The 25,134-nt window shown below is 32.6% G+C and carries 36 protein-coding genes; 14 read left to right on the top strand and 22 right to left on the bottom strand.

All coding sequences use genetic code 11. The annotated features are described in order from the left end of the window. Position 1: 1 nt before the first annotated feature. The 7 genes from ACLBWW_RS13800 to ACLBWW_RS13830 all read right to left on the bottom strand — a co-directional run bounded on the left by ACLBWW_RS13800 (position 2) and on the right by ACLBWW_RS13830 (position 4,606). On the bottom strand, positions 2-847 hold the full coding sequence (locus ACLBWW_RS13800) for an aminopeptidase (protein WP_048547501.1): 846 nt from the start codon (positions 845-847) through the stop codon (positions 2-4). Positions 848-1,066: 219 nt separating this feature from the next. Next, on the bottom strand, positions 1,067-1,462 hold the full coding sequence (locus ACLBWW_RS13805) for a hypothetical protein (RefSeq protein WP_000847586.1): 396 nt from the start codon (positions 1,460-1,462) through the stop codon (positions 1,067-1,069). A gap of 77 nt (positions 1,463-1,539) precedes the next feature. Further along, positions 1,540-1,782 carry a GlsB/YeaQ/YmgE family stress response membrane protein gene (locus tag ACLBWW_RS13810; protein ID WP_000638305.1) on the bottom strand — a complete coding sequence of 81 codons (243 nt, stop codon included), beginning with the start codon at positions 1,780-1,782 and terminating at the stop codon, positions 1,540-1,542. 172 nt (positions 1,783-1,954) lie between these two features. Further along, the gene (locus ACLBWW_RS13815) at positions 1,955-2,920 is read right to left on the bottom strand and encodes a nucleoside hydrolase (protein WP_447614083.1); all 966 of its coding nucleotides are present in this window, start codon (positions 2,918-2,920) and stop codon (positions 1,955-1,957) included. A gap of 77 nt (positions 2,921-2,997) precedes the next feature. Further along, entirely contained in the window at positions 2,998-3,186 is a 189-nt protein-coding gene (locus ACLBWW_RS13820; protein ID WP_000621879.1) for a DUF3970 family protein, read from the bottom strand. 69 nt (positions 3,187-3,255) lie between these two features. Beyond that, entirely contained in the window at positions 3,256-4,041 is a 786-nt protein-coding gene (locus tag ACLBWW_RS13825; RefSeq protein ID WP_447614084.1) for a class I SAM-dependent methyltransferase, read from the bottom strand. Positions 4,042-4,237: 196 nt separating this feature from the next. Further along, complete coding sequence (locus tag ACLBWW_RS13830) at positions 4,238-4,606, bottom strand: hypothetical protein (RefSeq protein WP_048547509.1); 369 nt, start codon at positions 4,604-4,606, stop codon at positions 4,238-4,240. A 451-nt stretch (positions 4,607-5,057) separates the two neighbouring features. Here ACLBWW_RS13830 and ACLBWW_RS13835 point away from each other — a divergent pair, with 451 nt between their 5' ends. The 7 genes from ACLBWW_RS13835 to coaW all read left to right on the top strand — a co-directional run bounded on the left by ACLBWW_RS13835 (position 5,058) and on the right by coaW (position 10,862). Then, complete coding sequence (locus tag ACLBWW_RS13835; RefSeq protein WP_071680000.1) at positions 5,058-5,210, top strand: YqbF domain-containing protein; 153 nt, start codon at positions 5,058-5,060, stop codon at positions 5,208-5,210. Positions 5,211-5,379: 169 nt separating this feature from the next. Continuing rightward, complete coding sequence (gene exsC, locus ACLBWW_RS13840; RefSeq protein ID WP_447614085.1) at positions 5,380-5,814, top strand: exosporium protein ExsC; 435 nt, start codon at positions 5,380-5,382, stop codon at positions 5,812-5,814. A 305-nt stretch (positions 5,815-6,119) separates the two neighbouring features. Continuing rightward, positions 6,120-7,322, top strand: a complete 1,203-nt coding sequence (locus tag ACLBWW_RS13845; protein WP_000269246.1) for an MFS transporter — start codon at positions 6,120-6,122, stop codon at positions 7,320-7,322. Between the two features lie 420 nt (positions 7,323-7,742). Beyond that, positions 7,743-8,105 (top strand): hypothetical protein, encoded by a 363-nt coding sequence (locus ACLBWW_RS13850; RefSeq protein WP_098067995.1) that lies wholly within the window; start codon positions 7,743-7,745, stop codon positions 8,103-8,105. 179 nt (positions 8,106-8,284) lie between these two features. Then, positions 8,285-9,484: an LL-diaminopimelate aminotransferase gene (locus ACLBWW_RS13855; RefSeq protein ID WP_048547515.1), complete on the top strand. Its 1,200-nt coding sequence runs from the start codon at positions 8,285-8,287 to the stop codon at positions 9,482-9,484. Between the two features lie 56 nt (positions 9,485-9,540). Then, positions 9,541-9,939 (top strand): 3-hydroxyacyl-ACP dehydratase FabZ family protein, encoded by a 399-nt coding sequence (locus tag ACLBWW_RS13860; RefSeq protein WP_048547516.1) that lies wholly within the window; start codon positions 9,541-9,543, stop codon positions 9,937-9,939. A gap of 92 nt (positions 9,940-10,031) precedes the next feature. After that, entirely contained in the window at positions 10,032-10,862 is an 831-nt protein-coding gene (gene coaW / locus ACLBWW_RS13865) for a type II pantothenate kinase (RefSeq protein WP_048547518.1), read from the top strand. Between the two features lie 6 nt (positions 10,863-10,868). Here coaW and ACLBWW_RS13870 read toward each other — a convergent pair whose 3' ends face one another. The 7 genes from ACLBWW_RS13870 to ACLBWW_RS13900 form a co-directional block, all read right to left on the bottom strand. Next, the gene (locus ACLBWW_RS13870; RefSeq protein ID WP_088608854.1) at positions 10,869-11,378 is read right to left on the bottom strand and encodes a 2'-5' RNA ligase family protein; all 510 of its coding nucleotides are present in this window, start codon (positions 11,376-11,378) and stop codon (positions 10,869-10,871) included. Between the two features lie 117 nt (positions 11,379-11,495). Further along, positions 11,496-11,975, bottom strand: a complete 480-nt coding sequence (locus ACLBWW_RS13875; RefSeq protein ID WP_048547522.1) for a CcdC family protein — start codon at positions 11,973-11,975, stop codon at positions 11,496-11,498. A 36-nt stretch (positions 11,976-12,011) separates the two neighbouring features. Next, the gene (locus tag ACLBWW_RS13880) at positions 12,012-12,683 is read right to left on the bottom strand and encodes a DUF4052 family protein (RefSeq protein WP_098152544.1); all 672 of its coding nucleotides are present in this window, start codon (positions 12,681-12,683) and stop codon (positions 12,012-12,014) included. Continuing rightward, complete coding sequence (locus ACLBWW_RS13885; protein WP_048547525.1) at positions 12,680-13,552, bottom strand: ATP-binding cassette domain-containing protein; 873 nt, start codon at positions 13,550-13,552, stop codon at positions 12,680-12,682. Before ACLBWW_RS13885 ends, ACLBWW_RS13880 begins: the two co-directional genes overlap by 4 nt. Positions 13,553-13,554: 2 nt before the next feature. Beyond that, entirely contained in the window at positions 13,555-13,929 is a 375-nt protein-coding gene (locus ACLBWW_RS13890) for a GntR family transcriptional regulator (protein ID WP_048547526.1), read from the bottom strand. 125 nt (positions 13,930-14,054) lie between these two features. Further along, a complete protein-coding gene (locus ACLBWW_RS13895) occupies positions 14,055-14,543 on the bottom strand; it encodes a DinB family protein (RefSeq protein ID WP_048547528.1) in 489 nt (162 codons plus the stop codon). A 23-nt stretch (positions 14,544-14,566) separates the two neighbouring features. After that, positions 14,567-15,145 carry a DUF4825 domain-containing protein gene (locus ACLBWW_RS13900; protein ID WP_048547530.1) on the bottom strand — a complete coding sequence of 193 codons (579 nt, stop codon included), beginning with the start codon at positions 15,143-15,145 and terminating at the stop codon, positions 14,567-14,569. 438 nt (positions 15,146-15,583) lie between these two features. Between ACLBWW_RS13900 and ACLBWW_RS13905 the strand changes: the two genes are divergently transcribed. From ACLBWW_RS13905 to ACLBWW_RS13930, 6 genes are read left to right on the top strand one after another with little or no spacing between them, the layout of a single operon-like run. Beyond that, entirely contained in the window at positions 15,584-15,724 is a 141-nt protein-coding gene (locus ACLBWW_RS13905; protein WP_000156189.1) for a YrzI family small protein, read from the top strand. A 27-nt stretch (positions 15,725-15,751) separates the two neighbouring features. After that, positions 15,752-15,895 carry a YrzI family small protein gene (locus ACLBWW_RS13910; protein ID WP_000142721.1) on the top strand — a complete coding sequence of 48 codons (144 nt, stop codon included), beginning with the start codon at positions 15,752-15,754 and terminating at the stop codon, positions 15,893-15,895. Between the two features lie 28 nt (positions 15,896-15,923). Further along, positions 15,924-16,067: a YrzI family small protein gene (locus ACLBWW_RS13915; protein ID WP_000668975.1), complete on the top strand. Its 144-nt coding sequence runs from the start codon at positions 15,924-15,926 to the stop codon at positions 16,065-16,067. A 26-nt stretch (positions 16,068-16,093) separates the two neighbouring features. Further along, positions 16,094-16,237 carry a YrzI family small protein gene (locus ACLBWW_RS13920; RefSeq protein WP_098079287.1) on the top strand — a complete coding sequence of 48 codons (144 nt, stop codon included), beginning with the start codon at positions 16,094-16,096 and terminating at the stop codon, positions 16,235-16,237. A gap of 25 nt (positions 16,238-16,262) precedes the next feature. Then, positions 16,263-16,403, top strand: a complete 141-nt coding sequence (locus ACLBWW_RS13925; protein WP_000669812.1) for a YrzI family small protein — start codon at positions 16,263-16,265, stop codon at positions 16,401-16,403. Positions 16,404-16,428: 25 nt separating this feature from the next. Further along, positions 16,429-16,569, top strand: coding sequence for a YrzI family small protein (locus ACLBWW_RS13930; protein ID WP_000668503.1), 141 nt, complete (start codon positions 16,429-16,431; stop codon positions 16,567-16,569). A gap of 241 nt (positions 16,570-16,810) precedes the next feature. Here ACLBWW_RS13930 and ACLBWW_RS13935 read toward each other — a convergent pair whose 3' ends face one another. After that, positions 16,811-17,896, bottom strand: coding sequence for an AI-2E family transporter (locus ACLBWW_RS13935; protein ID WP_000837880.1), 1,086 nt, complete (start codon positions 17,894-17,896; stop codon positions 16,811-16,813). A 149-nt stretch (positions 17,897-18,045) separates the two neighbouring features. Between ACLBWW_RS13935 and ACLBWW_RS13940 the strand changes: the two genes are divergently transcribed. Next, complete coding sequence (locus ACLBWW_RS13940) at positions 18,046-18,867, top strand: HNH endonuclease (RefSeq protein ID WP_000189705.1); 822 nt, start codon at positions 18,046-18,048, stop codon at positions 18,865-18,867. A gap of 228 nt (positions 18,868-19,095) precedes the next feature. Here ACLBWW_RS13940 and ACLBWW_RS13945 read toward each other — a convergent pair whose 3' ends face one another. From ACLBWW_RS13945 to ACLBWW_RS13975, 7 genes are all read right to left on the bottom strand, one after another. Further along, positions 19,096-19,188 (bottom strand): putative holin-like toxin, encoded by a 93-nt coding sequence (locus ACLBWW_RS13945; protein WP_001289320.1) that lies wholly within the window; start codon positions 19,186-19,188, stop codon positions 19,096-19,098. Between the two features lie 222 nt (positions 19,189-19,410). Further along, positions 19,411-20,523, bottom strand: a complete 1,113-nt coding sequence (gene ssuD, locus ACLBWW_RS13950) for an FMNH2-dependent alkanesulfonate monooxygenase (protein WP_447614086.1) — start codon at positions 20,521-20,523, stop codon at positions 19,411-19,413. Between the two features lie 76 nt (positions 20,524-20,599). Further along, entirely contained in the window at positions 20,600-21,448 is an 849-nt protein-coding gene (locus tag ACLBWW_RS13955; RefSeq protein ID WP_098221200.1) for an ABC transporter permease, read from the bottom strand. 16 nt (positions 21,449-21,464) lie between these two features. Next, positions 21,465-22,451, bottom strand: coding sequence for an aliphatic sulfonate ABC transporter substrate-binding protein (locus ACLBWW_RS13960; protein WP_098221199.1), 987 nt, complete (start codon positions 22,449-22,451; stop codon positions 21,465-21,467). 18 nt (positions 22,452-22,469) lie between these two features. Further along, a complete protein-coding gene (locus ACLBWW_RS13965) occupies positions 22,470-23,225 on the bottom strand; it encodes an ABC transporter ATP-binding protein (protein WP_060487137.1) in 756 nt (251 codons plus the stop codon). A 171-nt stretch (positions 23,226-23,396) separates the two neighbouring features. Continuing rightward, positions 23,397-23,921 carry a DUF402 domain-containing protein gene (locus ACLBWW_RS13970; RefSeq protein ID WP_098047762.1) on the bottom strand — a complete coding sequence of 175 codons (525 nt, stop codon included), beginning with the start codon at positions 23,919-23,921 and terminating at the stop codon, positions 23,397-23,399. 163 nt (positions 23,922-24,084) lie between these two features. Further along, complete coding sequence (locus ACLBWW_RS13975) at positions 24,085-25,134, bottom strand: hypothetical protein (RefSeq protein ID WP_098633674.1); 1,050 nt, start codon at positions 25,132-25,134, stop codon at positions 24,085-24,087.

The following is a 25,134-nucleotide window of genomic DNA, read 5'->3' on the forward strand; positions in this document are numbered from 1 at the left end:
TTCATTTTAATAACCAATCCATTACGCTACTTTTCAAATTATATTTGTTCCAAAAAGTAAATGCTTCACTTTCTCCTAGTGCTAGTACAACATCCTCTACAAAAGCTGTTCCTAAAAAATAACCAATTCGGTTGTATCCAAAGTATTGTCCGCCAGATAACCGGAACCACTCTTTCTCTTTTTCGAACGTCCATCCTTCTATATAATCTTCCAAAAAACGATTCTTTATTTGTTTTTCATTTTCTATATAGCATTGTAACCAACGTTCACCATCATTATTATATGAGTAGTACACTGATTCATTTACGCCTTTTATAATTTGCTTTGATAAATATGTTGCAACACCTTCACGATACAAAGTAACTGCCGCGTCAGTCCACTCAGCTTTTGTCCAATCCATTCCATCATTTTGTAACATAACATTATGATATATATGTCCTATTTCGTGAGCGACAATAACACGAAGGTGATTTACATCTGGAGATAATTTTTCTGCCGCAAAAAAGATGTCTCCAATAATTTCCCTTTCTACAAATGCATTAGAGCCAAAAGCTCCAACAAATAAATGAAACTTCATATTTACATCAAGATTATATTTATTATGATATTCATTCGTTATCTCTTGAATAATACTCGGTAATGTTTCTGCAATGATACGAATTTCTTCTATTTTTGCGGGATATCGTTTAATGGCATTAGAAACTCGTTCTCTCGTATGTGGACAATGATACTTAAAGTATTCTTCAAATATCTCTGGATGCGAAGTAAAGTATTGGTTGAGGACTGCTAATTCTACATCGTTACTTTCCCATAATTTTAAAAAACTTGGAATTGTATTATTTATCATTTTTTCCATCTCCTTATATATCCCTTCTCGCCATTTACACTGCAATCCTTCCTGAAACGTAGAAAAAGCAACAAAGAAAGATAAGTCTTCTTTGTTGCTTTTTCTGTTTAATCAAACCATTTATCACCATCAGAAATCCATTTACCATTATTCAAACCATAACATTCATCATAATAATAAAAAAAGCTGTCCATAATGGACAGCTTTACATATGTATTTTTACACTTCGATTGACTTACCATCTTCAACAATATGATAAAGTAAGTGAGCTAAATGATGAATTGGGCCATACTCTTCCTCTTCCTCATCTGTTTCACCGTGGAATTCAAGATCATTTAAGTATAGTGCTAAAAATTGATAGTATAGTTTTAAATCAAATCCGTAGCACGCAGTTGGCTCTTCATGATCCCCTTCGTATTGTAACATTAAGTATTGATCATTACCTTCTGCATCTTCTGCGTCAAAGAATACGAAGAATCCAACGTTTGTATCTAAATCAAATAGATGACGAGTGCCTTTTTCTGTTGCTTTATTGAAGTCCTCTTCACTTAATTTATGTACTGTTGTCGCTTTAGCATTATCTTCTTGATGGAAATTTACTGTAAATGTTTTCAATGCTGACACCTCCTGATTGTATAATACTAGCATAACATATAAAAAGGACTGCTTACAAATGTAAACAGTCCTTACATTCATTTTCGCATTGCTCGTAATAAGAAGCTTACGATGAAAATTAAAACGATCGCACCGATTAAAGCTGGAATAATTGCATATCCACCAATGACTGGACCAAAACTACCAAGTAATTTCGAACCAATCCATGAACCGATAATACCAGCAATAATATTACCAATTACACCACCAGGTACGTCCTTTCCAGTAATTAAGCTCGCAAGCCATCCTAATATACCACCGACGATTAAAGACCAAATCATATGATAACCTCCTTTATATTTTACCAATCAAAATATAATTAGAAACAATTGCTTACCATTAGTTATGTTACATTTTTCAATAGTTATTCATACAGATCAACTATTAGATTATTTCAAAATAATGAACGGCCAGTTTTTCGACTCGAGGTTGATGTTATTCGTAATACACATATTAAGGACAGTCAGGCTTTAATATTGTCCGCATAAACTCTTCTTTAAATGCAGGATAGTTAAAACCAACTGCAATTTTTTGAATTGGTCTATTATCAAATGTTGTTGGCTCGGCTATTTTTCTAAAGTCTGCCACACTTTGTCCTCTTGTTACGTCATTTGTCTTACTGATCCAAACTGCTGACTTTTTATATTCAAAAATATCATCATTAATAAAGGAAATGAACGGAAGTAAATCGTGAATCGGACTTCCAGCAATACCCGGGTATTCTTTTTTATAAAAGTTCTCATAATAAAAATCGATCATTGGTTTAATAAGCTTCGCCTGTCCTGTTCCTTCTTTATTAATAATATCCACCATTTCAGGAGTAATGAGGGCTGCTTGCGTTACATTTAACGGATAAATAGTCGCATTCTTTGCGTACTTCATCACAATATTTGCGGCGATTGGATCTCCATAAAAATTAGCTTCTGATACAGGAGTAACGTTACCAGGAAATAAAAACGCACCGCCCATAATATAATATGAACATACCTTATCCATTACATTTGGATATAATAAAAATAACGTTGCCAATGTTGTTAATCGTCCAGTCGCTACGATAATAATATCTTCTGGACAAGGCTCGATTAATTTAATTAACTCACAAAAATTTTCCCGTTTACAAATCCTCATATCAGGTGGAATAATTGGGCCTAGGCCGTGCTCCCCATGAATTTCAGGAAAGAACAAAGGTTCTTCAGCTGTCATTGGTCTAGCTGCACCCTCAATGATTTTCACTTCTGTAGCATAGTATCTTTCTAAAAAATACACATTTTCTGTTACGATTTCTCGCGATACATTCCCATATTCAGCAACAATACCTATAATATCTAATTTACATGTTTTATTTGCATAAATTAACGCAACAGCATCGTCAATACCAAAGTCTCCAAAAAAGATGATTTTCTTTTTAACTATCCTCACCCCTCTTCAACATAATCTACTATTATTATTATGTAAAAAAGACAAGGCTGTGAAACAGTGCAAACTAAAAAAGCCGCCTATTTATTGGCGACTTCAATCTTTTTATAAGATAAATATGCTAGTACATTTTTACTTGAATCGTATTTTGGATTATTTCCTTTTCTCGGTTCTCTCATATGTGTTTTTTCAAATCCAGGAATATCCGGCATTTTCTCCATAAATTCAAGCATTTCTTCTTCAGTTCCTTCAATACGTACGCGAATCATTATTACTTTTCCTCAATTCTCATTTTCTCTGTACTAAGTATAACGTACTTTGAAAAGACTGCAAGAAATTTATCTTTTTAATGTCGCGCTTTTTTTGCATACAAACAATGCCATTTCAGTATAAAACGAATTTATTTTATTATTTTCAATTTGAATATTAAAGAATTCTTGCATTTCAACTGGTGTTTTCATCATACACTCTATTAATTTCATACGTTTCTGCAAAGGTACATTCATCATATCGCACCACCAGTCAAATTCAAATTTCTTGTCAAAAGTAAGACATGACTGCATTTGCAAACCGTTTTTTTCTAACAAGGTAATCCATTCTGTTTTTTTCAGCGCTCGTTCATGACTCGGATCCCGCTTTTTTTCTATAAAATTATAAAATGTATCGTATTCATTATTTTCCGGTGAAACATTATCTATTAAAATAAACAATCCATTATGTTCTAACGTACGATTTACTTCATATATAAACTGTGGTGGATTCGTAAAATGATGTGCTGCAATTCGGCATGTAATCGTATCAAAAAAACCATCAGCATACGGTAAACTTTCAGCGTTTCCAGCAACAAAAGATACATGTTCATGTCCATTACTGATAATAAAATTTTTCGCATTCTCTAACATTTTTTCTGTTAAGTCTAAGGCAACTACTTCTTGAAACAATGGAGCTAATATATTCGCAACATGTCCACCGCCAGTAGCAATATCAAGAAGACGATTATTATGACGAGACTCAACTTGTTGAACTACATATTGTAAGTCTGGTCCATTAGCATGAATTTTACTTTTTACATATTTTTCCGCATTATTACCAAACTGTTGTTTCACAAGCTCTTCTTTACTCATTTTATCATCTTCTTTCTATCGTTATTTACATATAGAATTCATATAATAATTAAAGTTCTCTTTATGTATTTTCAAATCCTCTTTTCAGCTTACTTCTTATCATGCTGTCCTATCATCAATATAATATTAATTTTACGTTTTATTACGAAACAAAAAAGGCTACGGGAACTTGTCCCCTAACCTGACTAAATATTTATTACATTTTTACTTTTTCATATACATCTATATAATATAAATCCTCTTTCAACTTCATAATAACGTCTACTTCGTTATAAGTAGCCTCACGAGCATGTAAACCAAATTGATCCATACCAATCCATATCCATTCAGGTGTATGCTGTAGAACATCTATGTTAAAATAATCTAATTTAATAAGCTCCGATTTTATAAATTTATCTTTATTAGCGATTTGTTTATCCATTAAGCCGTATTCTTTTCCATTTTCAAGTAGCGATATAATTTTCCCTAAAATCGGATGTTCACGTATAATAAAATGATATTCCCTTTCGTCTACATTCGCCATAATTAAACGAGAATTAGATAAATCTAATCCCAAACTCGGCATATTTATTTTAATCACCTCCAATATTGATTTCATCTCCATCCTAACAAACAAATATTTAAATAATATTAATATAATGTAAAAATATAAAGGCTGATTTCCCTTTAGAAATCAGCCTTTATATTTTTATATCGTTTCTTTTTCCTCATTATTTCTAGAAACTAAATTTCCAATAGCATCTGCCGTTACTTCCACCACAAATTCACAAATACCTGCTACTACTTCTCCAATCACTTCATCCATCTTTTTACCCCCTTATTTTATGTAACCTATTTGTAGTATAGAAGAGATTGGTTATTTTTAACTATCGGAAAACGTGACAACAACATTACAGTTTTGTAAGCTTTTTTATTTTGTTTAGCTTCTATCCTTTGAAACTTCAAGTATGATTCATATGCATATAGGTCATCATAATATTAAGTAAATACTAATTTTGCTAGAGGAGGCGTGTAAAATATACTACGTAAAATTAATTAAAGGTCAATCCTTCTATGCTTTTGATCATCGTTTCTTAATGTCTGAAGAAGAAGAGGTTTCCGAGAAAGTTTATAATTACTTACGTCGTAATGAATTTTTCGAAGTACGTAAAGAAGAATATTCTGCTTAATTACAAAAAGCATCAAGAAAAATCTCACTTTATTGTAATATTTTCTTGATGCTTTTTTATGAATTACTCCTTTTAAATAATTATTGTCGACTCTATTAAAATATTCTATTATTTGTCCAAGCTATTTCATTGCCATTTTCATATTTTAGTATATGAGGAGGTGACGAATATGACTCATATCATTGATTACCAAGCTACTCAACCTATAAGTAAAACGGGTGAAACCACTTTTGCAATCCCAGCTTCTCCAAATAAAGCAATTCTAGCAAATTTGAAAGTAAGAATTTCAAGTAGAGATTCACGTAATAATCGCGTAGAATTAATCGCTACAATTGGTGTAGAAGGTATAACTGGGACTTCACAAGTTTTATTCCGAATTTTCCGTGATAACATTGAAATTTTTAATGCACAAGTAGGTATTGAATCTACAGATTCTGAACAATTCTACGTACAAACATTTCAAGCTATTGATCAAAACGTTAGCAGTGGAACACACGAATATTCATTAACTGTAGAAAACCTTACTAGTGGTGCAAGCGCAGAAGTTGTTGGTCCTCTATCTTTTAGCGCTTTAGCTATTGGACAAGAGCGTAAATACTGCTAAGTGAATCTAATGTTTAATTTTGCTATTGAGAAAAGCGAGACGTAATTATACGTTCTTGCTTTTTTTATTTTTGCGATATTTACCCCTACTTTCAGTTAGTTTTCAATCATCTCGTATTTACATTTTGATGCGCTTATTTTATCAATTAACGAATCGTTTTTTTGACAAATCAAAAAAATTGAAATCCACTCATGAAACACGTAATATAGACTCTGACTCTAAAAAAGTTCGTTATAAATTATACATAAAATAAGGAGGTTTTATATACGAGTTTTTCATTTTAAAAGACGGAGAGGTTTTATATTATGTGGCGTAATAAAAATGTTTGGATTGTTTTAATTGGGGAGTTTATTGCTGGTTTAGGGTTATGGCTTGGTATTCTTGGCAATCTGGAATTTATGCAAAAATATGTCCCTTCTGATTTCATGAAATCAGTTATATTATTTATCGGACTATTAGCTGGTGTTCTAGTGGGGCCTATGGCTGGTCGCATTATTGATCAGTATGAAAAGAAAAAAGTTCTTCTTTATGCCGGGTTTGGTCGTGTTATTAGTGTTATTTTTATGTTTTTCGCTATCCAATTTGAAAGTATCGCCTTTATGATTGCATTTATGGTTGCTCTTCAAATTTCAGCAGCATTTTATTTCCCTGCATTACAATCTGTAATCCCACTTATCGTACGTGAGCATGAGTTATTACAGATGAACGGTGTACATATGAATGTAGGTACAATCGCTCGTATTGCAGGTACTTCACTAGGTGGAATTCTTTTAGTTGTAATGAGTTTACAGTATATGTATGCCTTCTCAATGGCAGCGTACGCTTTATTATTCCTCTCAACTTTCTTCCTACAATTCGAAGATAAGAAATCAACAACACCAAGTAAACAAGCTGCAAAAGATAATAGCTTTATGGAAGTATTTCGTATATTAAAAGGAATTCCTATTGCTTTTACAGCACTTATATTAAGTATTATCCCTCTATTATTTATAGCTGGATTTAATTTAATGGTAATCAACATTAGTGAAATGCAACATGATCCAACGATTAAAGGCTTTATATATACCATTGAAGGTATCGCATTTATGTTAGGTGCTTTCGTTATTAAACGTTTATCTGACCATTTCAAACCTGAAAAGTTACTATATTTCTTCGCAGTTTGTACCGCTTTTGCACATCTATCATTGTTCTTTAGCGATATAAAATGGATGTCTCTTACATCATTTGGTTTATTTGGTTTTAGTGTCGGTTGCTTCTTCCCTATTATGTCGACAATTTTCCAAACGAAAGTGGAAAAAAGCTATCACGGCCGTCTATTCTCATTCCGTAATATGTTTGAGAGAGTTATGTTCCAAATTGTCTTACTTGGCACAGGCTTCTTCTTAGATACAATCGGATTGCAATATATGGTTCTCATTTTCGGTGTTATTTCATTATTAATTATTTTCATTTCTTTATCTAAACAGAAACAATATGAAAAACAGCCTTCGCAATCTGCGAATTTATAACATAAACAAAGACGCATGGATCCTATTAGATTAATCCATGCGTCTTTGTTATATAAAAACTTTTTTATTACGCTTATTGTAATTATTTAAAGGAGTACCCCTTTCGCTTTTGAATACAGTATACTAACATGATATATAGGGGGTTCGCAATTGTCTGATGGTATGCAGTTATTTATTATCTTTATTTTTGTATTAGCTCTGTTTAGCATCATAAACTTTTTAGCTATTTCCTTATCTGGACATAGCATAGACTATAGTACTCGGCATAAATCTGACTTTACACTAGATTCATGCTTTTTCAATTCCTTCTAAATTTTTATATGAAATTAAATAATTCTTTATAAAAATTTAAACTTTATTTATTACAATATTCCTATCGTATTCGCACGTTTATTGAAAGTAAAAAGAAAGGAGTACAAAATGAAAAAGGTTCTATTAATTATTCCATTATTCATTATACTACTTAGCGGATGTAGCAATAATGACATATACGGTACTTGGGAAGTCGTTGACAACAAAAATGGTCTTTGTCCTGTATCGTATAAATTTGAAACAGTTGTAAAAGAAGAAAAGAAAGAAAAAATTATTCAATATTTAGTAGAGATGCAAACAACAAAGAAAAAAGAAGATTTATACAAAGGCTCATTTGTAAAGGATTCTAATGTGTATCACATTGATTATGGTAACTCATTTACATCAGATCAAACTATAAAAGTTGTCGATGATAGATTAAATGTATACTTTTATGCAGTGGAAAGATTATGTACATATAAAAAGAAATGATGACACTTCATATGAGACGCAGAAATTATTTTCTGCGTTATTTTGTATTCCTCCTTATTATCCTCCCTCTAAATTTGTCAATCATTTTAATTTTCATAAAAAAATGATAAAATGTACTCATGTGTTTTCAGAATAATTAAAAACGCAGAAAGAAAACACTGTTTTTAGGAGGGGTTTTGATGACTTACACGTTAGCAACTAGAATGAAAGCATTCCAATCTTCTATATTTAGTGAATTAGGGGCCTATAAAAAAGAAAAGATTGCAGCAGGCCACAAAATGATTGATTTAAGTATCGGGAATCCTGATATGCCGCCTGCTGACTTCGTAAGAGAAGAAATGGTACATACAGCAAGTGATAAAGAAAGCTATGGATACACATTAAGTGGTATTCAAGAATTTCACGAAGCTGTAACTGAATATTACAACAACACTCATAACGTTAAATTAAATGCAGATAAAGAAGTTTTATTATTAATGGGTTCACAAGACGGACTCGTTCATTTACCTATGGTTTATGCAAATCCGGGAGATATTATATTAGTTCCGGATCCAGGATATACAGCTTATGAAACTGGAATTCAAATGGCTGGTGCAACATCTTACTACATGCCATTAAAGAAAGAAAATGATTTCTTACCTAACTTAGAGCTAATTCCTGAAGAAATTGCCGATCAAGCGAAGATGATGATTTTAAACTTCCCAGGGAATCCGGTTCCAGCAATGGCTCATGCAGATTTCTTTAAAGAGGTAATTGCATTCGCGAAAAAGCATAACATTATTGTTGTCCATGATTTTGCTTATGCTGAATTTTATTTTGATGGCAATAAACCAATTAGCTTCCTCTCTGTACCTGGTGCTAAAGAAGTTGGAGTAGAAATCAACTCTTTATCAAAAAGTTATAGTTTAGCAGGTAGCCGTATTGGATATATGATTGGAAACGAAGAAATTGTTCGTGCACTTACTCAATTTAAATCAAATACAGATTATGGTGTGTTTTTACCAATTCAAAAAGCGGCATCAGCGGCACTAAGAAATGGCGCTACGTTTTGTGAGAAAAATCGCGGTATTTATCAAGAACGTAGAGATACTTTAGTTGATGGATTCCGAACATTTGGTTGGAATATTGATAAACCAGCTGGTAGTATGTTCGTCTGGGCCGAAATTCCGAAAGGCTGGACTTCTATAGATTTCGCTTATGCATTAATGGATCGTGCGAATGTCGTTGTTACACCAGGTCATGCATTTGGACCACATGGAGAAGGCTTTGTACGTATTGCACTTGTTCAAGATAAAGAAGTGTTACAACAAGTTGTTGAAAACATTAGAAATAGCGGTATTTTTTCTCTTGAAAAAGTAAATGAATTAGTTAAGAATTAATGATAACTCCCCTGCTTCACTGTAGCAGGGCTATTATTTGTTGGAGGTACTTTCATATGCATATTCAAGACACTCTTCCTCATCGTTATCCTTTTTTAATGATTGATAAAGTAACAAATGTAAAACATGGTGAATCCGTTACGGGATATAAATTGATTTCAAATAATGAGTGGTTTATAAATGATAATCAAAAACATATGCCTCATATGTTAATTGTAGAAGCACTTGCTCAGCTTAGTGCATTTGTACATGCGATTGGCTCTGAAGGACTAGGCTTCCTCTCCTCATTAGATGGGGTTGAATTCCACGGAAAAGCATATCCCGGTGATAAACTGGATTTACATTATGAGCTAACTCGTAATCGCCGAGGTTTTATTCTAGGCAACGGCACCGCAACTGTTAATAATCAACCGATTGTAGCGATAGAAAAGCTATTAATATATCAAGCAGAATAGAGACGATGTAATTCGTCAGGATATCTCCCTCCTACAAATTCGTCTCACCAACATGAACAGAGTAAACAAATTACTTGGATAGGAGCAGGAAAATGGAAAGTACGATCGGTATCGATGCTGGAGGAACATTAACGAAAATTGCTTATTTGAACGAACAAAAGCAATTAGCTTTTGAAAAATTTTATTCAAATGAACAAGATAAAATAATAGATTGGCTTAAGAAAAGCACTCGTATAAAACAAATATGTATTACAGGTGGTAAAGCAAAACAATTACAGCAACTACTTTCCCCCTCATATAAAATAGTAGAACTAAACGAATTTGAAGCTACTCTTGTAGGTGTACGATACATATTAAAAGAAGAGAAATATGATATAAATAACTTCATTTTAACAAATATTGGTACAGGTACTTCCATTCATTACGTGTATAATGACAAATATGTTCGTGCCGGTGGAACCGGTGTTGGTGGTGGTACTATTATGGGGCTTTCAAAATTGTTAACAAATATAGATCATTTTGAAGATGTGATTCCTTTAACAAAATTAGGTTCTAGAACAGATTTAGATATTACGGTTGGAGATATTTATGGTGGTATTCTCTCTCCTATTGATAATAGCTTAACTGCTAGCAATTTTGGTAAAGCCGCTATTTCGGAATCAAAATATAATAGCTCAGACATACTTGCTACTGTGCAAGGACTTGTCGGTGAAGTTGTTACTGCATTAAGTCTTCAATTCGCCGAAACAAAAAACATAAACCATATTATTTATATTGGTTCGACTCTATGTAATAACGTACACCTTCAAAATATTATTAGTAGCTACACTAAATATCAAAATAAAATACCTATTTTTTTACAAGATGGTGGTAATAGCGGTGCGATTGGTGCTTTACTTCATGTTACGAATAAAAAAAGCTGACTTTTGTCAGCTTTTTTGCAACGGTACTTCAAATTCTATAATTGATTCCCCATTCTCTCCAATTCGCTCTACACTAACTCTATCAACTATACATTGTAACTTTTCAGGGAAATTATGAATATCCTTAGCTACTTCAGCAGCTAACTCAGTACGTTCTTTTCTCCCGACTGTTACATGCGGTATATACGGAATATCTTCTTTCAAAAATTGTAATAAGGCTCCTGTATATAGCAAGTCATGTAGTTCTTCTATTTGTTTTTGCCCCTTTTCAACTCGTAAAAATAAATATTCCCCTTCACCCGAAATTTGATTCGCAAATTCTATTTCTATCTCTTGTATCCCTTTTGATAATTTTAAAATATGTAATTTCAGCTCATCATTTGAAATCGAGCTTTCAAATGGGAATACAACTGTAATATGCGGTGGGATTAAGCCAAATAAAGGATCATGTTTTTTCCTAATGTTCTCTATTTCATTAATAGACATGTCGTTTAGAAAAAGTAAAATTGTACGCATTTTTATATCCCCTACTTTCTCTTTTTATATTCATCATATTGTATGGTAACTTGCACTTCAACAAATGATTTCAATTACATATAAAAAGAAAAAACTTCTCAAAAGAAAAGTTTTTTCTTATAAAGCATGATTACTATTTTCCCGCCAAACTTTCCTAAACTTTATATAACAAGCAATTCTCCAAGGGATAATATACGAGACAGCAACAACATAAAATAATAAACCAATTGTTTGTTGATCTAAGTCAACAATATATTGTCTTGAACCGTATCTCAAAACAACAAGTGCAATAAAAGTAATTAAAAAAGCTGCACTTTTTTTCGTATAAATATTCCCATCATCTCTTCGTTCATAATTTGTTAAAACTATAAGTGGTACGGCGAAAAGAACTCCAATGAATGCTGCTATTATAACTTGTAAGATAGCTGGATGCACGGGACCAAAAAACCATAAAACACCCGGTGTTAAAAATAGTAATGGCCACAAAATACGTAGCCCAGTTCCCTTTATAGGTTTATACATAGATCGATAACGACGCCAGAATATTATTAGTGCAATGCATAAAAAAACTGTAATGAGTGAAGATGTGTCTCCCATTTGCTACCCTTCTCTCTATAATAATCTAATACTATTTTAAATCGTTTTTTCGAATGATACTTTTCGAATAAATATACTACTAGTTATGATATAAAGAACAGTTAATCCAATTGAAATAACAGTAAAATATGGAATATCTACTGAGGATACATCACTCGTAAATAATAAACTGGTTACTCCCGCCTCTCCATAAAGCACACTATTTGTTGATAAGAAAAGTGTTCCACCAATCATAAGACCAATCCACTTAAATCGTTGCTTAAAAACTACTACCACTTGAAAGAAACATGCTGTTGTAACATAAAATAAAAATTGCAAAATAAATTGTTGTACCGATTGCTCCCAAAAATTAGCACTTACTACGTTATATTTTAAATCTTGTAAAAGCATAACTTGAAGAAATGAAAATAATGCAGATTGAAGTACAATGTAACAAATTGCTCCGATAAAATATTGTATTCTCGTTACACCGAATGAAACAGCTAAACGAAATAGCTCATCTTGTATGATGAAAACACTCCCTACTATAAATAACATAATTGCTATTGAAGGGTTATTTATAATTTTGGGTAAATAACCCATGTTCGCTCCATTTAAATGAGCAGCATTTAACGTCCCTTTTATTAATAAAGCTACAATCCAAAATATTATAATTGCTTTATAATGAAAATTTATATGTAACTTCAACTGCTTCATTAACATCGTCATTTCACTTCACCACCCGTTATGTGTATAAATAGTTTTTGTAATGTAATTCTATCAATTACTAAATCTTCTTTTTCAAGAGAGTAATAATCTTCATTAGAAAGTTCTTCCCATATAACCGCAATCCCCTTATTTCCATAAACTTCTCGATTTATTACTTTTTTATTGATTGAAAACTCATCTACTTTATCTTTTTTCCCTGAAATAACATGAGCTTGTTGCAATAAATCTTCTACCGATGATTGAACAACTAGTTTTCCTTCTTTTATGATGATTACATCTTCAATAACATGGGTTACTTCTTCTACTAGATGTGTTGATAATATAATTGTTCGTGGATACTCACCGTACTCTTCTAGTAGTAAACTATAAAACAACTCTCGATGTGCTGCATCCAAACCTGTAGTCGGTTCATCAAAAATTGTTATAGGTGCCCTACTTGCTAACCCTTGAATAATGCCGACGACTGTTTGCATGCCATGTGATAATTTATGATATTTCACTGTCATATTAAGCTGAAATTTATCAGCGAGTTCTTCAGCGTACTTTCCATCCCAGTTTTTATAAAACATGTTGCACATCTTAAAAATTTCTTTTACTTTAAAACTTAGATGTGCTTCTTCTTTCACTCTAACAAAACAAATATTTTGCATTGCTTTACTATTTTCAAAAACATGTTCGCCAAATATTGATATACTTCCACTACTTGAAGTAATTTGGCCTGCAAGTAAATTTAATAGTGTCGTTTTTCCTCCCCCGTTTCTACCGAGCAAACCATATATTTTATGCTCTTCCAATGAAATCGTTACTTCATTTACTGCTATTTTCTTTTTATATTTTTTCGTTACGGCTTTTGTTTCAAGTGCAATCATCCCTATTTCCCCTCCTTCGTAATTTTTTGAATCATATCCATCAATTCATTTTTGGATATTTCTAGTACTTTTGCTTCTTCCCACACTTTAGGTAAATATTCAGTCATAAAAGTATTTTGTCTTTTTTTAAGTACGACTTCTTTCGCTCCCTTTGCAACAAACATCCCAATCCCTCTCTTTTTATATAGAATCCCTTCATCCACTAATACATTTACCCCTTTAGCTGCAGTAGCTGGATTTATTTGTAACATCTTCGCAAATTGATTTGTTGATGGAACTTGTTCTTCTTCAAGTAATATGTCTTTTAAAATATCAGATTCAATCGTTTCTGCAATTTGTAAGTATATTAATTTATTTTGCTCCAGAGTAGGTTTCACAATTTCACCACCTTAGGTTCTTAGGTTCATTACTTATGTAATTAACCATATCACATCAAATTATTTATTTCCATAAATTTCTTTTACAAAAAAAGAGAGTCATTCGTTTAAGAATGGCTCTCTTTCTAAAATGTTGAAGTTTCAACTCTTGTTCTCAAATTCTTTTCATTTATTCCATTTTGACAAAAGTTAAATTGTTGTTCCGTTATGGACTTTGTACGATCTACTACTTGCCCTAAATGATAACTTGTATGCTCCACTAAATGTAATAAGCTATGAAGATCCATATGCTTTTTTTCTTCGCATGCTTGTAAATATGCTTTTCCCCATTCATCAAATACTTCTTCAACGTACTGTAGCAAAACTTCAGAACTTTGTCGTTTTACTGGAAAATACTCCTCGATTCCCTTTTCCAAAACTATATTTGGATCTTTATAACGACTAGTATTTCTCTGTATATGTTCACAAATATGCAGTACGATTCCACCAATTGAATTAATAGAGTCCCCTTGTTTCCACAAATCTTCTTCATTAATGAGCCTTATTGCATGTACTAGCTTAGGTAAATAATGATCCTGCATTCTATGATAGATAATTTTGTATACTAATTCCACCTTTTCTCCTCCTATCATTTCAACTACTGCACTGGATATTTAACAAATATAGATTTCCGAAACTCTTTATCATTTATAAGCATTGTAATTTTTTCATTATTATCGTTAAGGAACTTTACTACTTTCTTTTTATCCCATTTATCATTTTCTTTTGGAAAATCATCAAATTTTTCATACAAGATTGATAGTATATCTTCTCTTTTTATCGTGAAATTTTTATTTTCTACTTGAAACTCGTAACTTTTCGCATTTGGTACTAAAATCGCTAGATAAATAACGTTAAAGAGAAAATTCTTCTCCATTGTGTCCTTGCCATCAAACCAATACGTCTCAACCATGTCTTCTGTCAGAGTTCCATTTGCACCATAGTTTACCTTTATACTTTCATTCTCCAAACTAATACTTTGAAATGTATCACCACCGGGTAAATGATTAACAATTGCAACTACATCTGAGTTATTACCAACGTATGTCCAAGCATATTTCTTAAAGTCACTAGGTTCAACATCAGATATTTCTTTTATTCTTTCTCCGCTAGAACAAGCAGTAATACATAAAAAAATTGTTAGCATAACAACTACGTTACGATGCATATATTTCATTTAGCATCCCCCATTTTATCGATATTTCGTTCATTACAATACTTCTTTCCAAAACCCTTTAAAATATACGCATTTTAATCAAAATTAAAAATTTTCAATTTTTATGTTTACAATTATCCATTAATTGTATATACTTACTAACGTAAGAAAAAATTCTAAAAGGAGGTCGAAGAAAATGATGAAATTACAATTACATGCTTTAACTTTAGCGTTAACTGCACCTTTGTTTTTCGGACAATTAAATATGAATTCGACCACCCTAATGGAGAATTGAAAATCGCACTTTATTTCTATTAATTCATAAATTCGCCACAGGAGGTCGTATACTTTCCTGTGGCTTTTTGACGCCCAGCCATAGGAGAACTATATCTTCCTGTGGCTTTTTTGTGCGATTTTTTAGCCTCTTGTATTATTTTTTAAAGAAAGGAGCAACATTCGATGACTATTAGCGTATTGTTTTTAAGTATTACGATTCAAAGAAATACAATTTCCAAAGATGAAATTTTTCATAATGAGCAAATTGAAAAAGCTATGAATGATGTTAAGGAGCGCCAAGCGCTTTATTGTGATCACCTGTAATTCCTTTTCGAAAGGAGGAATTCATTTATGACTTTTCATATTTTCTTTTTTACAACTGTACTTCAGAAAAACACTTTATCTGAAGATGAAATCATTCGTAAACAACAATTAAAACAACTGACTGATAAAATGACTGACATTAAAAGTTCATACTATACGCAAATGTATTAAAAATATATTTTAAAGGAGCAATACCTTCATGAAATTTAAAGCATTCTTTTTAACAATCACCATTCAAAAACGTAAGCTTTCACAGAATGAGATTTTGCGTGAGCAACACATTCAAACTATTATGGACGAAGTGAAAGAGCACCAAGCTTCTTATTACAGCCGTCTTTTCTAAATAACTTTTAAAGGAGCATTATCCTAATGAAATTTAAAGCATTCTTTTTAACGATTACCATTCAAAAGCGTAAGCTTTCACAGCAAGAAATTTTGCGTGAGCAACACATTCAAACTATTATGGGCGAACTGAAAGAGCGTCAAGCCTCTTATTATAGCCGTCTTTTCTAAATAACTTTTAAAGGGGAAAAAACAAATGAAATTTAAAGTATTCTTTTTAACGATCACCATTCAAAAAACTAAGTTCTCAGACAGTGAGATATTGCATGACCATCAAATTAATAAAGCTATGGAGGATGTAAAAGAACGTCAAAGTCACTACTGTAGCCATCTATAATTCCTTTCGAAAGGAGGAATGTATCATGAAGTTTCACCTATTCTTTTTAACAATTACAATTCAGAAAAAGAACCTTTCTGAAGCTGAATTAAAACAAGAAGAACAATATAAAGAGATTATGGACGAAATTCGAGATCGTAGAAGCAAGTACTACTCTCATCTATAATCCTTTAAAAATATAAAATTTGAAAGGGGTCGATTATGATGTTGCTAGCACGCTGTAAGGAAATGATTTGGATAGTTCAGAGGGATTCCACATAGTTTTATAGAGGCTATATCATACAAGTTTATCGTTATATTTGATATGTAATAAATATATAATAAAAGTTTATGCATACACTTTTTTACATTGATTAACAAACAAAAGATACACCACTTAAAAAGCGGTGTATCTTTCTCAACTTATACTATTTTCGATTACTTCGTTTCGTCTTAAACAATCTCACTAAGTTCGATACAACTGTTTTTGTTACTGCATAAACTGGTACTGCCAAAATCATTCCGATAATTCCCGCAAAGTTACCTACCCCTAAAATTAAAATAATAATTGTTAACGGATGGATATTTAATTTTGAACTCATAATACGCGGTGAAATGATGTTACTTTCAAACTGTTGTACAATTGTTACGATAATAATTACGTACAACGCTTGCATCGGAGATACGAACAGACCTACAATAACAGCTGGTGCTGCACCGATAAATGGACCTAGGTTAGGAATGATATTTGTAAATGCTGCTATAATTCCTAAAACGAAAGCGTACGGTAAATCGATAATTAAATAACCGATAAAAGTAAAAGCACCTACAAATATACAAACGAGCGCTTGCCCTTGAATATATGCAGATAATGTTTCGTTCGTTTCCTTAATGATACGAAGTCCTTCTTCACGGTAAGACTCAGGTAATAGACTAACTGCTTTCCCTGGAAACGCATGTCCATCTTTAAACATATAAAATAAAATAAACGGTACTGTGAAGATAACTAATGCAACGTTTGTGATAATACCAAATAAAGCCGTTGCACTCGACGTAATCGTGTTTGGTATATCCTTTAAGTATTCAATCGCGTTTTTCTCAATTGTTTCAATGGAAACGTAGTTTTGTGTAGATAACCATTCAAATAATCTGTGATGGGATAAATCTTGTATGTATAGTTTTCCCTCTTTAATATAACCGGGCATATTTTTTACTAAATCCATTAACTGTTGCGAGATCGTTGGAACAACTACCCCAACTCCAACTGCAGTTAATGTTATAATAAAAAGATATAACAGTAAAATCGCTAAATTTCTAGGTACTTTTTTATTCTCCAAAAAGACTAACAATGGGTTAAATATGAAGTATAAAAATAACGCGATTAAGATTGGGAAAAACAACGTTGATATGAAGATACCAATCGGTTGAAATAGAAACGATATTTTTGTGCAAATAAATATGATCGCTACAACCATTAGCACTTCTAATGTCCAAAAGTGCACTTTCGATTTCAAAAAAACGTCCTCCTTTAAACTAGCACTTCTCTTCATTGTACCAAAATAAGCACGAATTTCACATAATATTTTCCTTTACAATATTCCAAAATACCAATAAATACACTACAATGAGATTACATACAAATTTGCAGGTAAAGGTGATAAAAATGACACAATGCATCATATGCAGAAAAGATACGAAAGAACTTAGTGAACAATATGTCATCCCCGAAATATTATGTGGATATTATTTCACAAACTCAATTTGTGATACTTGCCACGAACAAATGACAACAAATATTGATCGCCCCTTAATTCGGCATAAATTAAGTCAATTTAAGATTGAGCAAATGAAAAAACAAATTGATTCTCCGCTCTATACGAATGAACATGGTGAGGAACTTGCGGCTGCTGAGACAGATGTTGTTGAAGTAAGTGATGAAATACTTTATTCCAATGCATTAATTATGAAACTATGTAAAAAGCACGATATTTCGCTACATAATGAAATTTGGAAAGAAGAACGTGTAACGAAAGTTGCTAGCTCTATTCAACGTGAATTACTTTTAGATAACCGTAAATACAAAATGAGTGTATTAAAAACAGCTTATACTTTCGCTGTCCAAGCTGTTGATGGCTATTTTGAAGATCCAGATGCGATTGTTATTTCAAACATTCTATCAAATGCCGATTTTATGGAATTAAAAGAAAAAAGTATAGTTCGCGATTTAAGTAAAAGTTCTTTATGGAATACATTAAATACAAATAGCGAGAACCATTACTTTATTTTATTAAGTGATAAAGATGGCCTGTTCTGTTTCATTCGTCTATTTGATATATTTGACGTTGTCGTTCATTTATCAGAAAAGAGATATGAACTTTCATCTCCAATTGTCGGCGTAAATGATGTAAATAGGCAGGAATTTTATGTCCAAACTTTAAAACAGTATATGGATGGGCTATTTAAAGAAAAAAAACCTACTATTTAATCGAAACCAGAACATACGGTCTCCTTTCTTGATGAAAAGACACTGTGTTATAATAAGTATGAAAAGAACAATACAATCACATAAACCAATTATTAATTGTAAATAAATAAAAAAGACCAGTGTGCGGCTACACACTAGTCCACGTAACTTAGCAGATTGGATTGTTCATTTATCCTATTTGTTTCTTACAAACAAAACAACCCACATTCTATTGGCATAGGTGGGTTGTTATTTTTTGAGCTTGTCTATTAAAACGACGACGAACGTTAACAATGCAACGAGAAACAGTCCACCCTGCAGTAGCAACGCTATTTCACTCACGTATTATCACCCCCCTCCTATTTGGAGAAGTGATAATTGAACAACCAACCGTACCTTAAGTTACTATTTAATTTTACCATATTTTCTAATAGTTTACGACGAAAACCCGCAAGTGAAATACTTGCGAGTTTTTTATCCCGTATTAACAGGCAGTAAACAAAATGAAGCAAAACATAGGTGAAACTGCCTGTTAATGACCGATTGGTTCAACTTTATTTCTCACTATTTTTTTAATACATATGCATCAGCTATCATTTCACCAACAATTTTATTTTCTTGTTTCTTCTCGTCTTTCAATAAAGGAAATAACAGTTCTGCCACTTCATATGCCTCTTCTAAATGGGGGTATCCTGATAATACAAACGTATCAATTCCTAACGCTTCATATTCTTTTATTCTTTCTGCTACTGTATGCGGATCTCCAACAAGCGCAGTGCCAGCACCACCTCTTACAAGCCCAATTCCAGCCCATAAGTTAGGACTTATCTCTAACGACTCTCTCGTTCCTTTATTTAAATGTGTCATTCGTTTTTGTCCAACTGAATCATATCTTGCAAATGTTTTTTGAGCGAGCTCAATTGATTCATTATCTACATATTGAATCAACCTTTCAGCCTCTTTCCATGCTTCTTCTTCTGTCTCTCTTACAATTACGTGTAGTCTAATACCAAATCGTACGTTACGCCCCTTCTCTTCCGCAAGTTTTTTTACTTCATCTATTTTCTCTTTCACTTGCTCTGGTGGTTCTCCCCAAGTTAAATATACATCACTATGTTCAGCCGCAACTTCTTTACCTGCAGCGGACGATCCGCCAAAATAAATTGGTGGATACGGTGTTTGAACCGGAGGAAATACAACTTTACTCTCCGTAACTTTAATATGTTTTCCTTCTAAAGAGATTGTTTCACCTTGTAATACTGACTTCCAAACCTTTAAAAATTCATCTGCAACTTCATATCTTTCATCATGTTCAAGATACAATCCATCACCTTGCAATTCAACAGGATCTCCTCCAGCAACTACATTAATAAGTAATCTCCCATCTGAAATTCTATCAAATGTAGATGCCATCCTCGCTGCAACTGTCGGTGACATTAACCCTGGTCTAACTGCTACTAAAAATTTTAATTTCTCTGTCTCAGCCGCAAGAGCTGATGCTAATACCCATGGATCTTCACAACCTTGACCCGTTGGAAGTAACACACCAGTAAATCCTAAATAATCAGCTGCCTGTGCAACTTGTTTATAATAACCATATTCAGCTGCTCTTCCTCGTTTTGTCGTTCCTAAATATCGACCATCTCCATAAGCTGGAATAAACCATAACAATTCCATACTATTACACACCCCTTAATTGTTTTGAAAAACCTACTAAAACACTCTATATAAATTACCCCTAATAATTTATATGCTAATTCCCTGTCTCTCCTTTAAAATTATCTCGCCATCTTAAAAACTTCACTTCTAGTAAACGTACGAGTGAATCAGAAAACTTTCCAACGAATGCAAAAATAATAATGCCGACAAATACGATATCTGTATTTGAAAATTGCCTTGCATCCATAATCATATAGCCGATACCTTCTGTAGACCCCATAAGTTCTGCTACTACTAAACTCACCCATGCAACTCCTAATGATAATCTTGCTCCGAGTAATAGGTTCGGCAATGCTGCTGGTAAAATTAATTTTGTAATTAATTTTCTTTTACTAAACTCTAGCACTCTCGCAACATCGAATAACTTTAAATCTACACCTCGTATCCCTAAAAACGCGTTTACGTATAGAGGAAAAAATGCACCGTCCGCAATTAATAATACTTTCGATGTTTCTCCAAAACCGAACCATAATACGAAAAGTGGCGCAACAGCTAAATGAGGTACAGTTCTTAACATTTGTACAGATGGATCTAAATATTGCTCACTTCTCGTTGAAAATCCAACAATCGTTCCTAAAATAATTCCTAAACTCCCGCCGATAAAGAAACCAGCCGCAGCCCTAAATACACTGATACTTAAATGACCGAATAACTCTCCTGTTTTAATAAGTTCTTGAAAAGCTAGTAATATATCTAATGGCGTTGGTAAAACTGTTTTAGAAACTAAATCGAATACGCCGGCTAACTGCCAAATAATTAATACGATAATCGGTATAGTAATCGCTCTTACTAGCACTTTTACATTCGTCTTTCGCACTTTCTTTACATTGTTTTTGCCAATCGTTATACTCACCCTTTTCATAACAGCTTTCGTATTCTCCAATTTACAAAACCTCTTTTCATTTCGCCTTTAATGCTTTTTCTACGAAAGAATTATCTACAACTTTATCTGTTTTGATTTCTTTCTTTATAGAGCCGAGCTTATATTGAAAATCCGCTGTCTTTTGCTGTTCGGCTATTATTTCTTTCGTTACCGGAACTAAAATTGGTTTGTCGTGATCAAACACTTCTTTTACAATTTCTTCATCTATCTTCTTTGTAGAAGTATATATTTTTATCGCTTCATCTAAGTTTGACTCTTGCCATACACGTGCTTTTTCATAAACTTTAAGGAATTTCTCAACTAATTCTGGATGTTCCTTCGCAAATTTTGTTCTCGTAATTAAAAACTCTGGTGAAGAAACATTTAATCGTTCACCATCTGCAATAACCTTTGCCCCTTTATTTAACGTATGTAGTGAAATGAAGGGATCCCAAATGGCCCATGCATCTACTGATCCGGATTCAAATGCCGGCTGCGCTTCATCTGGTTGCAGTTGAATGACATTTACATCTTTCGCATTTATACCTTCTTTTTCTAATGCTCGATATAATAAATTAAATGCGCTACTTCCTTTTGCTACTGCAATTTTTTTACCTTTTAAATCTTTTACACTCGTAATCTTGCTATCTTTTTGTACAAGAATCCCTGTTCCTTTTCTCGCATAACTTGTATTAGCAATTTCAGTAAATTCAATACCTGCAGCTTGCGCTGAAATAACTGGGGAGTTCCCCACTTCACCAAAATCCAACCGATTTGATGCGATTGCCTCAAAATAAGGAGGTCCGCTTTGAAACTCTGTCCATTTCACCTTAACCCCTTCTTTTTTAAACTCCTCTTCAAACCATCCTTTTTTTTGTGCTAATAATAGCGGGCTTAATCCTTGCTGTATACCAATTTGTATTGTTACATCTTCTTTCTTACTACTCACTGTACTTTTTTCACAACCTAATAGAAACAAAGATATAACTAACGCAAAAGAAAGAACCTTACATTTTTTATACATATATAATCCACCCTTTTCCTATATACTTGTTTGAATCAGTCCCCCGTGTTCAAACTGATGTAGCACCTTCGTTCGAAGTTGTTGGAACGATTGAGAAGTTTTATTTCGTGGATAAGGCAAACTATTTTCAATAACTTTATGTATTTTCCCAGGTTTTGCACTCATGATGATAATTCGGTTTGAAAGATATATCGCCTCGTCTATATCATGAGTAACAAATATCATTGTCGTTTTCTTTTGTTCCCAAATGTTCAGCAGCACTTCTTGCAAATGACTTCGAGTAAAAGCATCCAGTGCCCCAAATGGTTCATCAAGTAATAATACATTCGGATCTCTTAATAAAGCCCTCGCAATCGCAACACGTTGTGACATTCCGCCTGAAATTTCTTTCGGATATGATTTTTCAAAACCATCCAATCGAACGATTTCAACCCATTCCTTTACCTTGTCTTTTACATACTTATCTTTTAACGACAGATCTGCAGCAATATTTTCTTCAACTGTTAACCACGGAAATAAACGATGTTCTTGAAAAATAAAACCTTGTTTTTTACTCGGTTTTACAATTTGCTCCCCATCGATGATAACTTCACCTTCAAATTCGTTATCTAACCCCGCAACAATTTTCAAAAGCGTACTTTTCCCACAACCACTCGGTCCGATTACAGTGACAAAATCACCTTTCTCTAATTGAAAATTAATATCTTCTAATACTTGAACCGTACCAGTTTGTTTCGAAAAATATTTTGATACCCCATCAATTGAAACAGTCACTTCTTCCCCTCCTTGAAATGATTCATTTAAATGAATAGATTCAGCATTTGTATAATAAAAAAACCAAAGGCATTTTATCAATAGATAAAATGCCTTTGGTTTCTCCAATCAGCAATACGTTATAGAATTAACTACATATTATACAAATATTTCCGATAAGTCAACTAGGTTTTAATGAACGATATTTATTTTTTTATAAAGAGTCGCAGTTTCTGAAATGATTTTTGGAAGTGATTCTTGAATTGTGTTTTTGACTGTATGAAGAGCCTTTTCTACATACCCGTCTTCAAATTGTTCTAACGACTTAGGTAATTCATCCTCATCCAATATAAAAAATTCTCCACTTGGAAGTATCATAATATCAAGGATTAAATCTTCAAAGGATACCACTTCATCCGTTATACATGTATTCTTTACAATATTAAAATACGAACCTAGATACCCCCCATCCTGATCTCTCCAAACGTATAAATTATATGGACGATTTCCCCAGTAATATGCAACTGTATAACTTCCTTTCGGGATTGTTAACTTCTTATCGTTTGCTGCCATTGTAAAAGAATACTGTACTTCATGATATAAAATAATTTTGTCCTGCTGCGCTTCTATTAGTAAACAAGCATGATCTATAGTTGTACCATCATATCGGATTTTTCTTTCAATAATTTCAATGTCTGACGTACGTAAGCAACTCATTTTTTATTTCCCCTTTTATTTTAGTTCTTTCATTATATCCCTTTATATTTCCATTAAGAAAGCGTTCAGTCAATTCATTCATTTTTTTAAGTTAATATTTATATAATCTCATGTTCTACTTCACAAAAAAGCCCCTTCTAAATTAGAAGGAACTCCAATAGTATTATTTATGCTTCAACTTCTCTATAACCGCATCATAAAACTTCCGTTCCTCATCAACATCTAAGTGAACACGACTTACTGTTTTAGAAAATCCATATAACAATTGTGCTTTCACTGGCTCTTTGAGTATTATTTCAAATGTTGGAGGTTCCTTTATAAATTCCATCACCGTTGCGTCAAGAACCTCTTTCTCTTTTTTTAAAAGTTCTCCTTTATAAAACGTAATCTTATCAATTTGTGTAAACGGTATAATGATTTTCTTCCCTAATCCAATTTGAATAATTATTTTTTCTTCCGTAACAATAATTGGGTTTTTACGCATTGCTTGTATTTCAGCTAAAAAATAAAACATTGCATATACGTTTAAAATAAGTAACACCCATGCTACTACTGGATTCCATTGATGAAACAAATAATGAAAACCGATACTTTCTATTAAGGTCGCATGGATGATCATGATATATACACCTATTGCACCAGTCTTTTTGTGATATGAGTATACGTATTCACCTTCTGGTACTTTTACGCGCCACGATAAAAATGCATAGTAGATTAACTTACACTCTGTTACAATGATATCTACTAATTTATTTCTTTTTATAGTCACATCAAACGCTGCATCAATTGCATAAGAGAATGAAGAATACTCTCTTTTATACTCTTTATATTTTTCTATTATGTTAGGTAGCATTTTAACAATTTTATATAGAAGGAATAATTCTACGCATACAAATGCGATTTCTCCCACCACTATAATATAAGAAACGTATGAAAAAGCTTGAAAATAATCACTTGGAATAATAAATCTTGCAAATATATAACCAGCTATTACGACAGGAAATATATACGTTAACGAGTATCTTTTTCGAATAATAAAGAAATACGTAATGACCGGAATTACAATCATACAATCTAACAAAGAACCAAGCACTACTTCTTTCGGAGCAGCTGGTACAATTGGAAGGGCATACAATACATAGTTTGATAATAAGATGAAAGATATTAATCCAAACCAGATACCTTTTCGCCTTCGTGATAATGCGATATTCAT

The organism is Bacillus sp. M5A3_1b (assembly GCF_053345335.1).